The 14,640-nt window shown below is 64.0% G+C and carries 12 protein-coding genes; 8 read left to right on the forward strand and 4 right to left on the reverse strand.

Annotation, left to right across the window (positions count from 1 at the left end; translation table 11 throughout):
- Nucleotides 1-631 precede the first annotated feature (631 nt).
- Complete coding sequence (locus tag BXU06_RS16340; protein WP_077302081.1) at nt 632-1,828, forward strand: methyl-accepting chemotaxis protein; 1,197 nt, start codon at nt 632-634, stop codon at nt 1,826-1,828.
- Between the two features lie 51 nt (nt 1,829-1,879).
- The gene (locus BXU06_RS16345; protein ID WP_077302084.1) at nt 1,880-2,761 is read left to right on the forward strand and encodes a nitrate- and nitrite sensing domain-containing protein; all 882 of its coding nucleotides are present in this window, start codon (nt 1,880-1,882) and stop codon (nt 2,759-2,761) included.
- Between the two features lie 38 nt (nt 2,762-2,799).
- Here BXU06_RS16345 and BXU06_RS16350 read toward each other — a convergent pair whose 3' ends face one another.
- The 4 genes from BXU06_RS16350 to dprA form a co-directional block, all read right to left on the reverse strand.
- Nucleotides 2,800-4,722: a ribonuclease catalytic domain-containing protein gene (locus BXU06_RS16350; protein ID WP_077302087.1), complete on the reverse strand. Its 1,923-nt coding sequence runs from the start codon at nt 4,720-4,722 to the stop codon at nt 2,800-2,802.
- Between the two features lie 200 nt (nt 4,723-4,922).
- Nucleotides 4,923-7,223, reverse strand: coding sequence for a type I DNA topoisomerase (gene topA, locus BXU06_RS16355; protein ID WP_077302090.1), 2,301 nt, complete (start codon nt 7,221-7,223; stop codon nt 4,923-4,925).
- A gap of 107 nt (nt 7,224-7,330) precedes the next feature.
- Nucleotides 7,331-7,786 (reverse strand): DUF494 family protein, encoded by a 456-nt coding sequence (locus tag BXU06_RS16360; RefSeq protein ID WP_171982254.1) that lies wholly within the window; start codon nt 7,784-7,786, stop codon nt 7,331-7,333.
- Between the two features lie 215 nt (nt 7,787-8,001).
- Nucleotides 8,002-9,105 (reverse strand): DNA-processing protein DprA, encoded by a 1,104-nt coding sequence (gene dprA / locus BXU06_RS16365; RefSeq protein WP_077302095.1) that lies wholly within the window; start codon nt 9,103-9,105, stop codon nt 8,002-8,004.
- A gap of 265 nt (nt 9,106-9,370) precedes the next feature.
- On the opposite strand from dprA, the gene hemA reads away from it, so the two are divergent.
- The 6 genes from hemA (at nt 9,371) to BXU06_RS16395 (ending at nt 14,561) form a co-directional block, all read left to right on the forward strand.
- A complete protein-coding gene (gene hemA, locus BXU06_RS16370) occupies nt 9,371-10,621 on the forward strand; it encodes a glutamyl-tRNA reductase (RefSeq protein WP_077302098.1) in 1,251 nt (416 codons plus the stop codon).
- A gap of 144 nt (nt 10,622-10,765) precedes the next feature.
- The gene (prfA, locus tag BXU06_RS16375; RefSeq protein WP_077302100.1) at nt 10,766-11,842 is read left to right on the forward strand and encodes a peptide chain release factor 1; all 1,077 of its coding nucleotides are present in this window, start codon (nt 10,766-10,768) and stop codon (nt 11,840-11,842) included.
- Nucleotides 11,843-11,939: 97 nt separating this feature from the next.
- Nucleotides 11,940-12,125, forward strand: coding sequence for a DUF2892 domain-containing protein (locus tag BXU06_RS16380; protein ID WP_077302103.1), 186 nt, complete (start codon nt 11,940-11,942; stop codon nt 12,123-12,125).
- Between the two features lie 153 nt (nt 12,126-12,278).
- Nucleotides 12,279-12,842, forward strand: a complete 564-nt coding sequence (locus BXU06_RS16385; protein ID WP_077302106.1) for an alpha/beta hydrolase — start codon at nt 12,279-12,281, stop codon at nt 12,840-12,842.
- 88 nt (nt 12,843-12,930) lie between these two features.
- On the forward strand, nt 12,931-13,653 hold the full coding sequence (locus tag BXU06_RS16390; protein WP_077302109.1) for a pseudouridine synthase: 723 nt from the start codon (nt 12,931-12,933) through the stop codon (nt 13,651-13,653).
- Nucleotides 13,650-14,561, forward strand: a complete 912-nt coding sequence (locus BXU06_RS16395; protein ID WP_077302112.1) for a bestrophin family protein — start codon at nt 13,650-13,652, stop codon at nt 14,559-14,561. The genes BXU06_RS16390 and BXU06_RS16395 overlap by 4 nt, the downstream gene beginning before the upstream one ends.
- Nucleotides 14,562-14,640 lie beyond the last annotated feature (79 nt).

Below are 14,640 nucleotides of genomic sequence, written 5' to 3' on the forward strand. Positions count from 1 at the left end.
TGGGTGAAACTCATTGCCCGAAGAGGGCTGGCCCCCGATGAGGCATCCGGTTTAGTTTCTGTTAAAACAAAGCTTTACCTTTACATGGCAACAGCGAACCACCCACCGCACCCCACCCCGTCATTCCCGCGCAGGCGGGAATCCAGGAGCATCCACAGCGTGCATCGGGGATGTGTGTTCACGACTGTCCGCCTGCTCCACACCCACGGCGCACGCGGTGGCGTGGTCTGGGTTCCCGCCTGCGCAGGAACGACAAGCCGGGTGAGATTCAACCGACAGCGGTCGAGTCGCCGTCTCGTTGAAATACCCGCACGCAGGCGAGCGCGCTGACCCTGGATCTCTGTGCCAATGGTCGGTTCATATCAGGGTGACTGGCGACGAAGCTATTGGCTTGCCCAGGCCAGCACTGCGCGCGGGCAGCGCCATGCTGGTGCATGTGTCCCGTGCCAGTGGGCATCGCCATGGTGCATGCTGAGCCAGACGCTCGCTGCAATGCAGCATAAAGTGGCTGAATGACAAGGATTTTCCCCTGGTTTTCATCGGCACGAAATTTGCGTAAACGTCCAGAACAGAACGCCCGTTCAGATGGCGCAACCGGCCCCATGCCGGATAAAAAACCGAGGGAATCACCATGACCATCCATCGTTCTCCCCCTTTGCCGGTCAAGGGCTGGCTACCGTTGTCGCTGGCTGGCCGTGCCCGCCTGACCTTTGCCCTGCTGATGCTGGCCACCCTGCCGCTGGTGCTGGCGGTTGAGCAGGACAGGCAATGGTCAGCGTGGACACTGGCTGGCGTGGGCTGGCTGGTGGCCTTGCTGGCCGGCTTGTTTACCGTGCGCATCGCCCATCAGGACTGGCGCTCGCTGCGCGATGCGCTGGCCGCACTGGCCGAACGCAACCTCACCCAGCGGGTCCACCTGTACCGCACCGACGCTGTGGGTGCGGTGGCCGACTGGCTGAATCTGGGCACGCGTCGGCTGGCGGATATTTTTGTTGACCTGCACCGCACCGGCACCGAGCTGCGCCATGCCGCCAGCGAAGTCAGCCACGCTGCCGATACGCTCAGTCACAGCATGGACCAGCAACGCGACCTGACCCTGGCCTCCACCGCCACCCTGGAGCAGCTCAGCGCCAGCCTGGATGCGATGACCGACACCATGCGCGACACCGCCCGCAGTGCCGATGCCGGCCATCAGGCCGCCACCGTGGGCGCGACAGAAGCCCAGCAGGTGGCCAGCGCCATGGCCGATCTGGCTGCCGAAACCCGCGCGCTGCGCCACACCCTGGACGGGCTGAGCCAACGGTCAGGCGAAATCACCCAGGTGGTGGCACTGATTCGTGAGGTGGCAACGCAAACCAATTTGCTGGCGCTGAACGCCTCGATTGAAGCCGCCCGCGCCGGCGAGCAGGGGCGCGGTTTTGCCGTGGTGGCCGATGAAGTGCGCAATCTGGCCCAGCGCACCCAGCTTGCCACCGAAGACATCACCCAGGTGGTCAGCGCCATCCAGCATGATGTCAGCCATGCGGTCACCCGCATCGGCGTGTGCGAAAGCAAGGCCGAGCACAGCCAGCACCAGGCCAGCAACGCCGCCACCCGGCTGGAGCAGATCTGTCTGGCCACCGCCGACACCCGCCAGCTCAGCGAACAGATGGCCAGCGCGGTCAGCGAACAGCGTGACGCCAGCCACGCGCTGACCTGCAATGTGGCCGCGCGCGATGTGCTGGCCCAGGACAATGCCCGCCATGTCCACGAAACCGCTGATGTGTCGCGCTATCTGGAACAACTGGCCATCAAGCTGGAAAAACTGGTCAGCACCCACACCCTGTAACCCGCTGTCTGCGCTGGCTGCGGCCTGCCACCCGCCCCCGGAGGAAAGACCATGGAAGCCCTGGAATTGTTACCGATTGCCAGCATGACCCTGCTGGGTGCCGTCACCGCATTGCGCAGCCGTTGGCACGGCCAGCGCTGGCAGCGTCAGCGCCGCCATGAAGGCGTGCAATGGTGCCAGTCGCTGCAGCAGCTGGTGATGCACCTGCAACGCCATCGCGGCTTGTCCAGCATGTGCCTGAACGGTGATACACGCGCCGCCACCCGGCTGGCGCGCGAACGTGAAGACGCCAACCGGCTGATTCACACCCTGGCCCAGCTGCCCGATAGCCATCTGAGCGCAGCCGACGTGCTGCCCAAGGCGCAATGGCAGCAGTTTTGCCACGACTGGCAGCAGCTGTGCAGCACGCTGGAGGGCCTGGACGCCGCCGACAGCATTCACCAGCACACCGAGCTGATTACCCTGGTGCTGAACTGGCTGCGTGCCATTGGCGAAGCCAGCCTGAGCCGCTCCAGCGCCGACCATGCTTGGGTAGGCGTGCTGGTGGACCAACTGCCCGCCTTGTCCGAAGCGCTGGGCCAGGCACGCGCCATCAGCGCCGGCATTGCCGTGCGCGGCCAGTGTTCGGCAGTGGCACGGGTGCGGCTGGCGTATCTGATCAGCCGGATAGAGGGGCTGGCGCACACCTGCCGCCAGGCGCTGAGCGCCGACCGCCACGGTCATCACCCAGCCATGCGCGAGGGCCTGAGCCGCATCGACGCCGCTACCCAGCATATGCTCACCTGCCTGCGCTGCCAGATGAGCGGCAACCCGTCAGCCAATGGCAGCGACTGCTTTGCCGTGGCCACCGAGGCAATTGATGCGGTATTTGCGCTGATGGCCGGTCTGCTGGCCGGCGCGGCACCCCAGCCAGATTTGCCGCTGGCCGCGTAACCTGGCTAACTGGGCAGACGCCTTGGTACTGCGTGGCCTCAGCCTGCTGGCGTGGCGTCGGCCTGGCCGCCATCGGCGGTTGCCGGCGCGTCAGCCTCCTGCGCAGCCGGCACATCGCCCACCCGTCCCAGCACGCGGAATTCCACATCCAGGGTCAGTTCGTCGATGCGCACAATCGCCAGGCGCACCTTGTCGCCAGCTTGCAGGCCGTCGGGCAGGCCAGCCAGGCGGGTGACCATCGGCAGGCCGTCAATGCGGATCAGATCTTCCTTGATCCAGCTGGCCTGCAGGGTGTCGATGCCTTCCTGGGTAAACCAGCGCAGGCACCAGAAGCGCTCCATCTGGTCCTGGAACTGGTTGTAGGCACTGTAAGCGGCGTCGAAGTCGCGCAGGATGCCAAACAGCTTGGCGTCGCCCGGTGCAAACACCGGCGGCTGTTCACGGATCATCGCCACAATCTGGCGCTGATTGACAAAGTCCACCGCGCGGCGCAGCGGCGAGCTGGACCAGGCGTATTGCGCCACGCCCAGACCCACATGCGGCTGGGCGGTGGTGACCATCTTCACCTTGCCCTGGGTCTGCGCACGGTAAATGGCCGGGAAGCCGGCGCGGTCGAGCGCGCCGCCCCATTCGCAGTTGACCAGAATCATCAGCTCGGACACCAGCTTGTCCATTGGCGAACCGCGTTTGCGCCGGGTGATGATCACCTTGCCGTCTTCAATGGCAAAGTTGTAGTCCAGCTGCGGCGGGCGGGTGGGGTCGGCCTTGCCGCGCCGCACTTCCAGTGCATTGGCAAACTCCCACAGCCAGCGCAGCTCGGCCTTGTACGGGTAGTCCACGCCGGGGTCGTTGGCCAGGGTGTCTTCGTTGAACAGCGGCTCCAGTGTGTCGTGGCGCAGGTTGGCGGCGACAAACACCCGGTCTACCCGGCTGTGGTGACTCAGCACGGTAAAGTCGGGGCTCACTTCAAGGTACATGCTCACCGCCGGGCAGGTTTCGCCTTCTTTCAGGGTGAACTGGCTGACCACGTCGTCGGGCAGCATGGTGATCTTGTCGCCGGGGAAGTACACGGTGGACAGGCGGTTGTACACCAGTTTTTCCAGGTCGCTGTCCACGTCAATGCCCAGCGTTGGCGCGGCAATATGCACGCCCACGCGCCAGTTGCCGTTATCCAGCCGGGACAGCGAGAAGGCGTCGTCGATTTCGGTGGTGGCGGCGTCGTCAATTGAAAACGCCTGAACGCCAGCGTCTTCCAGCGCGTCGGGGGCCGGGGTGGCCGGGGCGCAGGCCGGGAAGCCGCGTCCCTTGGGAAAATGTTCCATCAGGAAGCCGGCCAGCAGATAGTCTGGCACCGACGGAATGCCGCCAGCGGCAGCAATCAGGCGCAGCGGCGGCTGGTTGGCGTCGCGGCTGGCGGCGTCCAGGGCTTTCCATTCCAGGGTGTTCTTGTCCGGGCGGTGCAGCAGGGTCATCAGCTGGCTGCGCAGCACGTCGGGGATGGTACCGGCGCACAGGGTGGCGGCCCATTCGTCGATTTGCAGCTGCTGCTGGCGACGCTTTTCCTGACCGGCCAGCGCGGCCTTGAGGGTGTCTTCCGGCGCGGCCTTGTAGTGGCCACGGCCTTTGCGATAGAAGTACATCGGCGCGCCATGCAGGCGCAGGGCAATCGCGGCGGCTTCCACTGCCGACGGTGCATGGCCCCAGTAGTCAGCAGCCAGCGCTTCAAAGCCAAATTCATCACTGCCGCAGCATTCCCACAGGAAATCCACGTCGATGTCGTTGGCAGCGGTTTCTGCCGCAGGCAAAAAATCCGCCAGCGGCGAGGTAAATTTCAGCAGCACGGCCGCCGCCTTGATTTTGCTGCGCTTGCCGTGCGGGGCTTCCACCTGCAGGCTGGCATCGGTGGTGGACATTACCGCGCCAACCTTGAAAGCGCCGTCTTCTTCGTAAAACACGTTCATGTGAGGGTTCCCGTGCGGGAGAGTGGTTAGCCGGACATTATAGCAGTCCGGGATGCGGGGGCTGTGGGTCGGCGCGCTGGCGTTGGGCAGCAAGGCACACCATCGCCCTTACAATGCACATCGCCCCTGGCGTCAGGACTCGACGCCAGGGGCGATGGGTTGTGCTGGCCGTACCGGCCAGCCGGGGTCGGCTCGGGCGCTTACGCGTCTTCCTTGCCCGGTTTCGGTTCCGGCGGAATCACCACTTCGCTGTAGCCGCATTCTTTTTGCGGGCAAACTTTCTCGGTACCGCGTCGTTTGGTCACTTTCAGCGTCAGGATCGGCCAGCCGCATTTCGGGCAGGACTCGGCCACCGGCGGGTTCCAGGTGGCGTACTTGCACTTGGGGTAGGTGTTGCAGCTGTAAAACAGCTTGCCGTAGCGGCTCTTGCGCTCGATCAGATGGCCGGTTTTGCATTCCGGGCAGGCCACGCCGGTGTCCTTGGGCTTTTCCAGCGGCTCGATATGCTTGCACTTCGGGTAGTTGGCGCAGCCGATGAACTTGCCATACGGGCCGTTTTTCACCACCAGCTGACCGCCGTCCTCGGGGCAGACGCGGTCTTCGATCACCACCGGGACTTCCGGCGGGGCGTTGGGGTCGTCGTTCAGGTTACGGGTGTAGTCACATTCCGGGTAGCCGGTGCAGCCGATGAAGCGGCCACGCTTGCCAAAGCGGATGTTCAGCGGCTTGCTGCACTTGGGGCAGGCTTCGTCCAGCGCTTCGGTGGTGACTTCGGCACGGCTGATGCCTTCTTTTTCCACCAGCTGCTTGTGAAAGCCCTTCCAGAAGCCATCCAGCACCGGCACCCATTCGCGCTTGCCGGTGGAAATGTCGTCCAACTGGTCTTCCAGCTTGGCGGTGAAGTTGTAATCCACGTACTGCTGGAAATGCTCGGTGAGGAATTTATTGACGATGTCGCCGGTGTCGGTGGGGATAAAGCGCTTTTTATCCAGGGTGACGTATTCGCGGTCTTTCAGCGTCTTGATGATCGAGGCGTAGGTGGAAGGCCGGCCAATGCCGAATTCTTCCAGCGCCTTTACCAGGCTGGCTTCAGAAAAACGCGGCGGGGCCTGGGTGAAGTGCTGTTCGCCGGAGAGTTTGTCCACCGGCAGCACATCGCCCACTTCCAGCGCCGGCAGCTTGGCCTCGCCTTCGTCGGCCACGTCGTCTTCGCCTTCCTGATACACGGCGATAAAGCCAGGAAACACCAGAATCTGGCCGCTGGCGCGGAAGGTGCTGAGTTCGCCGCCCACGGTGATGTCCACGCTGGTGGTGTCGAACTTGGCCGGCGTCATCTGACAGGCCAGCGTGCGCTTCCAGATCATGTCGTACAGCTTGAACTGCTCGGCGGTCAGGAAGGGCTTGACGGCTTCCGGGGTGCGGTAGATCGAGGTTGGGCGCACCGCTTCGTGCGCTTCCTGGGCGTTTTTGGCCTTGTTCTTGAACACCACCGGCGCTTTGGGCAGGTAATCCGGGTCAAAATTCTTGTCGATGTAATGACGGATTTCGGTCAGTGCTTCGTTGGCCAGTGCCACCGAGTCGGTACGCATATAGGTGATCAGACCCACCGTGCCGCTGCCCACGTCCACGCCTTCGTACAGCTGCTGGGCGGTGCGCATGGTGCGGTCGGTGGTCATGCCCAGCTTGCGCACGGCTTCCTGCTGCAGGGTGGAGGTGGTGAACGGCGCGGCCGGGCTGCGCGATTTCTTTTTCTTTTCCACCGCGCTGACAGCCGCTGGCTGGCCAGCCAGCGCAGCCAGGATGGTGGCCTGGGTGGCTTCGTTGGGGATGTCGAACTGTTCGAGCTTGTTGCCCTGGTAGTGGGTCAGCCGGGCGGCAAACTTGGTGCGGCCCTTGTGGCTGTCCAGGTGAATCGACCAGTATTCCTGCGACACAAAAGCCCGAATTTCGGCCTCGCGTTCGCAAATCAGCCGCAGCGCCGGGCTTTGTACCCGGCCAGCGGACAGGCCACGGCGGATTTTTTTCCACAGCAGCGGCGACAGATTGAAGCCCACCAGATAATCCAGCGCGCGGCGCGCCTGCTGGGCGTTGACCAGGTCCTGGGCGATGTCGCGCGGGTTGGCCACGGCATCCAGCACCGCCTGGCGGGTGATTTCATGAAACACCACGCGCTGGGCGGTTTTGTCTTTCAGCAGCTTCTTGCTTTTCAGGATTTCCAGCAAATGCCAGGAAATCGCCTCACCTTCGCGGTCCGGGTCAGTGGCCAGGTAGATGTGCTGGGCTTCGCGCACGGCGGCGGCAATCGCGTCAACGTGCTTGCTGTTTTTGGCGATGATCTGGTATTTCATCGCAAAGTTTTTGTCCGGGTCCACCGCGCCGTTTTTCGGCACCAGGTCGCGGATGTGGCCATAGGAAGCGAGAATTTCAAAATCGCTGCCCAGATATTTTTTCAGGGTCTTCGCCTTCGAGGGCGATTCGACAATCAGCAGATTGGCAGGCATGGCAGATCCGTGGGCAATCCCAGGCCGCGCAACGGCAAGGCCGGCGGCCATTCCTAAACATGATAAGGCCGCGCTACTGGCGCGGCCCACGACGGCGGTCCGGCTTGCTATTGCAAGGTAGAGGACCAGCCGATTGCACTTAATAATTCGTCGGCCATCAAGGCATCCGGGGTAATGCACTGCCGCCACAGCACCATCAGCACCACCAGACGGGCGGTGTCCGGGTCGGCTTCGCCATCGGGCAGCTCCAGCAGGCGTTCAATCACCAGCTCGCGCTGGGTCATGTCCAGCACCTGATGGGTTTCCAGAAACTGCAAGAACCCTCGGGTTTCGGTGGAGAGCTGCTCGATTTCTTCATCATTGAAGCAACGCATGCCATCCACCGGCAAGGCCAGCACTTCTGGCGCGGCAGCGCTGTCCAGCGAGTCCAGCCAGCTTAGCGCGTCTTCGATGTCTTCATCTTCAAAGCCGGCGGCAAACAGGCGGCGGGCCAGTTGCTCGACGTCCGGACAGGCGCTGAAGTCCGGGTACTCCTGAACAAGATAGGCGAAAACGTCGAACATGAAAGACCTTAAACAATGGGCGGGCCGCCCTGGCGCAGGGTCACGCAGCGGGCAGAATAACAGGTAATACATCATCAACACGTTACCACGGCTGTCAAGACGGGTATATGCACAATCGTGTGGACGGGCGTTGGGCAGCGCGCAGCCAGGGCGGGGTGTGGTGTTCACACTGGCTTGGCGGCACGCGCACAGTGGTGGCGGGCAGGCCAGCGGCCCTACGCCATGCGCTGGTAGCGGCCACCGGGCAAAGTCTCCAGCCGGCCAGCCATTTCAAGGCGCAAAAGCATGGCGGAGAGTGCATCCGCCGTCAAGCCCAGCCGGCCACACAGGGTGTCGCTGTCCACCGGATCAAAACCCATGGCCGCCAGCAGCGCGGCGTCTTCGCCCTGCGCCGGCGCTGGCGGCGCAGAAGGCGCAATCGGCGTGCTGACGGGTGGCAGGCCGGCAGGCGCGCCCAACGGCTGCAGGATGTCGTCCAGACATTCCACCAGCGTGGCACCGTCACGAATCAGCCGGTGGCAGCCCTTGGCGTGGGTGGAATGAATCGACCCCGGCACGGCAAATACTTCGCGACCATAGTCGGCGGCCAGCCGGCCCGTAATCAGTGAACCGCTTTTCAGGCTGGCTTCCACCACCAGACACCCCAGGCTCAGGCCGGCAATGATCCGGTTGCGCCGGGGAAAATGCATCGCCAGCGGTTTGGCCTCCAGCGGAAACTCGGACACAATCAGGCCCTGCCCGGCCAGCTGGCGCGCCAGCGCCTGATTGCTGGCCGGATAAATCCGGTCGATGCCGGTGCCAATCACCGCCACGCTGGAGGCGGGTGTTTCCAGTGCGCCGGCATGCGCAGCGGCGTCAATGCCGGCAGCCATACCGCTGACCACGGTAAACCCGGCCTGCCCCAGTCCCTTGGCCCACGCCTGCGCGGTGGCTGCACCCTGAACGGTGGCATGCCGGCTGCCCACCACGGCAATCATGGGCCGGTTGAGCAGCTCGCGCCGGCCATGCAAAAACAGCAAGGGCGGCGGGGTAGGGCTATGCAGCAGGGGAACGGGGTAATCCCTGTCATCCAGCCGCAACAGCTGGCGGTGATCGCCCAGCGCCAGCCAGTCGTGCACCGCCTGCCGTCCGGCCTGGCTGTCGTGACTCAGCAAGCGCCGCGCCAGCGCGGCACCCAGCACGTCGCTTAGCGCAGCATGCGAGGCCGCCAGCGCATGTTCCGGCTCGCCCCAGCCTTGCAGCACACGCAACCAGTGCGCTGCCCCCAGGCCGGGCGTGAGCAGGCAGTGCAACCAGGCATCCAGTCCAGTCAGGTTCATTGGGGCAGTCTTTCGTGCAGGGCAGCATCAATCAGTTATTTGTCATTGGCTGATATAGCCCATGCCAGACGGGTTTGCCAAGGTAATCGCGGGGGCGTCTGGCGGTGAAGCACGCGCAAGAAGGCAAACAGCCAGGCCCCCTGTCTTGGCTGTGCATGGCTTCAGGCCGGTGAACGCCCCGTGGCCGGGGCCAATCCAATCATGGTCAGCGCGCCGTGTTCGGGTAAAATGGCCCCCTTCCTGACTGCTTTGTCTCTCCGCCCGCATGCAACTGGTCGCCCTCGGTCTCAATCACCACACCGCCCCGCTCGCCATCCGCGAACAGCTGGCCTTTCCGGCTGAGCAGTTGGCCGATGCCCTGCGCGATCTGACCGGCTCGCAAACCGCGCACGAGGCGGCAATTCTGTCTACCTGTAATCGCACCGAAATCTACGCCAGCGCCCGCGATATCGACAGCGTGCTGGCCTGGCTGGCGCGCAATCGCGGGCTGGACGTCGAGGCGCTGCGCCCTTATCTGTACGCGCTGGATGCCGAAGCCACCGCCCGCCATGCGTTTCGCGTGGCGTCCGGGCTGGATTCGATGGTGCTGGGCGAAACCCAGATTGTCGGCCAGATCAAGGACGCCGTGCGGGTGGCGGAAACCTGTGGCACGCTGGGCACCTTGCTCAATACCTTGTTCCAGAAAACGTTTTCTACTGCCAAGGCGGTGCGCAGCCAGACGGCCATCGGGGCCAATTCGGTATCGATGGCGGCGGCTGGGGTCAAGCTGGCGGAGCAGATTTTTCCCAGCATTCGTGAGCTGAATGTGCTGCTGATTGGCGCGGGCGAGATGATTGAACTGGTGGCCACCCACTTTGCCGCCCATCAACCCGCCGGCATCACCGTGGCCAACCGCACGCTGGAGCGCGGCGAGCGGCTGGCCAGCCAGTTTGGCGGTCGGGCGATTGTGCTGCAGGACCTGGCCAGCCAGCTGCCGCTGCACGATGTGGTGGTCACCTCCACCGCGTCGCCCGTGCCGATTCTGGGCAAGGGCACGGTGGAAAAAGCGCTGAAAATCCGCCGCCACAAGCCGATTTTCATGCTCGACCTGGCCGTGCCGCGCGATATCGAAGCCGAAGTGGCCGAACTGGCCGATGTGTTCTTGTATACGGTGGACGATATTGCCGCGATTGTGGACGCTGGCCGCGAAGAACGCCGCGCTGCTGCTGAAACCGCCGAAGGCATCATTCAGGAAAAAACCCGCGAATTTGTTCAGTGGCTGGCTGGCCGCGACACCGTGCCGGTGATCCGCGCGCTGCAAGTTGAAGCCGAACGGATTCGCCGCCACGCGCTGGAAGCCGCCGCCAAACGCCTGCAAAAAGGTGAATCGCCGCAGGATGTGCTGGAATTTTTGTCCCGCCAGCTGACCAACAAACTGCTGCACCCGCCGCTGCAGGCGCTGAACAGCCACCACGGCCAGGCCAAGGCCGAGCTGACCGACGCGCTGGCGCGGCTGTACAACCTGCATCCGGATTGAGGCGCGCTGGCCGACGCAGACGAAATCATCCCCGGTGCTTTTATAACGTATTAAAATTACCGGCTGACTTCCGCCCAGCGGAATCCGCCGCCTTGTGTTTGCCCGCGCGGGCTGCCTGCGCTACCGTGAAAGAATACCGCTACGATGAAAGCCTCGATTGCCAGCAAACTGGATCAGCTGGTTGACCGGCTCGACGAAGTGACGCGCCTGCTGTCCACCGAAGAAGCCACCCGCGACATGGAGTCGTTTCGCAAGCTCACCCGCGAACACGCCGAACTGACCCCGGTGGTGGAGGAATACCAGGCTTTCCGCCAGTGCGAGGCCGACATGCGCAGCGCCGAAGAACTGCTGGCCGACCCAGACATGCGCGAACTGGCGCAGGCCGAGCTGGAAGACGGCAAGCAGCGGCTGGTTGTGCTGGAGCTGGGGCTGCAAAAGCTCTTGCTGCCGCGCGACCCCAACGACGAGCGCAATATCTTTCTGGAAGTGCGTGCCGGTACGGGCGGCGACGAATCGGCATTGTTTGCCGCCGATTTGTTCCGCATGTACTCGCGCTTTGCTGAACGCAACCGCTGGCAGGTGGAAATTGTCTCGGCCAGCGAATCCGACCTGGGCGGCTATAAGGAAATCATCGCCCGGCTGGTGGGGTTTGGGGCCTATTCCAAACTGAAGTTTGAGTCCGGCGGCCACCGCGTGCAGCGGGTGCCAGCCACCGAAACCCAGGGCCGCATCCATACGTCAGCGTGTACCGTGGCGGTGATGCCGGAAGCCGACGAGGTGGAAGCGGTGAACATCAATCCGGCAGACTTGCGCATCGACACCTTCCGTGCCTCTGGCGCGGGCGGCCAGCACATCAATAAAACCGACAGCGCGGTGCGCATCACCCACCTGCCATCGGGCATTGTGGTGGAATGCCAGGATGACCGCAGCCAGCACAAGAACAAGGCGCGCGCGCTGGCGGTACTGGCGTCGCGGATCATGGACGTGCAGCTGCGCGAGCGCCAGGCCAAAGAGGCCGCCACCCGCAAAAGCCTGGTGGGCTCGGGCGACCGCTCCGAGCGCATTCGCACGTATAACTTTCCGCAAGGCCGGGTCACCGACCATCGCATCAACCTGACGCTCTACAAGCTGGATCAGGTGATGGACGGCGACCTGTTTGAGCTGACCGAGGCGCTAAGCGCCGAGCATCAGGCCGAGCTGCTGGCGGCGATGGGCGACTGAAGCGTCGGGCACGCATGGTCAGCGGGCTTCCCTTTTAGCACGATTTATTATATGTTTATATGAATTGTTAGCTGAACCCCGCCCAAGGAGCTTGACCATGACCTGCAATATTGGCAAAACCGAACGTATTCTGCGCATCATCGTTGGCCTGATCATCACCAGCCTGGCGTTTGTTGGCCCGGAAAGCCCATGGGCTTTCCTCGGCCTGGTGCCGCTGCTGACCGGCGTGATTGGCTGGTGCCCGCCGTATGCGATGCTGGGCATCAATACCTGCAAGAAATAAGCCACTGTACTGCCCCTCCCCCGCGCCGGCCAGGCTTGCCTGGCCGTTGTGCTGTCTGCGGCAAACACATTCAACTATGCATAGCGCCAACAGTTCCGCCGGCGCTGGCGCAGTTCTGGCATGCTGACGGCTTTGTTTGTCGGGAGATCCCTCATGCCCTCCACTGTGTTTGCTCCGTATACCGTCCTGGTGGTGCCGGGGTGGCAAAACTCTGGCCCTGAGCACTGGCAAAGCCAGTGGCAGGCGCAGCAGCCGGATTGGCAGCGGGTGATGCAGCGCGACTGGCTGACACCGCAACTGGCCGACTGGGTGGCCACCCTGGATGCGGCGATTGTGGCAGCCAAACAGCCGGTGCTGCTGGTAGCGCATAGCCTGGGCTGTGCCACTGTGGCGCACTGGGCACAAGCGCAGCCCGGCCACACCGGCAAGGTGGCGGCGGCCTGGCTGGTGGCCCCGGCAGATACCGAACGGGCCGATGCCCCGGATGCGGTGGCCAGCTTTGCGCCACTGCCACGCCAGCCGCTGCCGTTTGCCAGCCAGATCATCGCCAGCGACAACGACCCCTACTGCAGCGCAGCGCGGGCGCAACAGCTGGCGGCAGACTGGGGCAGTGCCTGCCGGGTGCTGCCGCAAGCCGGGCACATCAACACCGACGCCGGCTTTGGCCCATGGCCGGAAGGGCTCAGCGCCCTGGCCCACTGGCTGACACCGGCCTGAACTTCCCCGCCCGGCCCCCCGGTCACACACTGGCCGCGCGCAGCGCGCCCTGCTGACCCGCGCGCGCATCTGCGCTATCCTCCCGGCCATGGAACTGGAACGACTACTGCATAGCCAGGGGTTTGGCAGCCGCAAGGGCTGCCGGGCGCTGATTGAAGCCGGGCGGGTGGCACTGGCCGATGGGGTGTGCCTGAACCCGAAAACCCCGATTGCCCAGCCTGAAGGGCTGACGGTCTGGGTGGACGGCCAGGCCTGGCCGGTGTGCGCCCAGCTGTATCTGCTGCTGCACAAACCCGCCGGCTACGAATGCTCACGCGCCCCGCAACACCATGTGCCGGTGCTGAATCTGCTGCCCGCGCCCTACCGCGAACGCGGTGTGCAGCCAGTGGGCCGGCTGGACGCCGACACCACCGGCCTGCTGTTATTGTCTGACGATGGCCGCTTTATCCACCATTTCACTTCGCCACGCCGGCATGTGGCCAAAACCTACGCCGTGACTGTGCGTCACCCGCTGGACGACGCCCAGCTCACCGCCTTGTGCAACGGGGTGCAATTGCACGATGAACCCGCGCCGCTGGCGGCGCTGGCCTGCGCCCGGCGCGACGAGCACACCCTGCTGCTGACCATTGGCGAAGGCAAATACCACCAGGTGAAACGCATGGTGGCGGCAGCGGGCAACCGGGTGGAAGCGCTGCACCGTGAAGCCATGGCCGAACTGACCCTGGGCGAGCTGCCACCGGGCCAGTGGCGCACGCTAACCGCCGCCGACTTTGCCCTGCTCGGCTGGCCACCCGCTGGACATCCGGCATGATTGTGCGCCCTCGCCCGCATTGGCTGGGCATTCTGTTTGCCTGGCATGGCTCGGTGTTGCCGCGCATTGTGCCGCAGCTGGGGCTGATCACCCTGCTGGCGCTGGCAGTGACGCTCAGCCATGGCGTGCTGCTGGGCTGGAAAGTCACCCTGACGCCGATGCCGTTCACCCTGGTGGGCATTGCCCTGGCGATTTTCCTGGGGTTTCGCAATACCGCCAGTTACGACCGCTACTGGGAAGCGCGCAAGCTGTGGGGGCAGGGGCTGAACGATTGCCGCACGCTGGCGCGCCAGGCGCTGACCCTGCTGGACGCGCCCGCCAATCCGCAGCCATTTGTCTATGGTCTGATAGGCTTTATCCACGCCCTGCGCGGCCAGTTGCGCCAGCAGTCGGTGGACGACCCGCTACGCGCCTTGCTGCCGGCTGACCTGCTGGCGCGGCTGCAGCAGGCACACTATCCACCCGCGCTGATTCTGCTCTGGCTGGGGCAATGGCTGCAGCAGCAGCGCCAGCACGGCCATCTGCAGCCCATTCTGGCCGCCAAAATGGAAGACGCGCTGTCCGGGCTGACTCAGGTGCTGGGCGGCTGCGAGCGAATTGCCAGCACGCCGATTCCGTTTGCCTATTCGGTGATTCTGTATCGCACCGTGGCACTGTACTGCCTGCTGCTGCCCTTTGGCCTGGTGGATAGCCTGGGCTGGATGACCCCGCTGGTCACCGCGTTCTTGTCGTATACCTTTTTTGCCCAGGAAGCGCTGCTCAGCGACATCGAAGACCCATTTGGCCACGCCGCCAACGACCTGCCGCTGGATGCCATGTCACGGATGATCGAGCGCACCCTGCGCGAAATGCTGGGCGAAGCGACATTGCCGGACATGCCTGCGCCACGCCATTTTGTCCAGACTTGAAACCCTCGCCGAGTATGGTACGGTCATGACCTTTGGCAGCGCGCCCGACCAGACCGGGCGCGTTGTCTTGTCTGCGCGA

It is taken from the genome of Aquaspirillum sp. LM1, assembly GCF_002002905.1.
Taxonomy (GTDB): Bacteria; Pseudomonadota; Gammaproteobacteria; order Burkholderiales; family Aquaspirillaceae; genus Rivihabitans.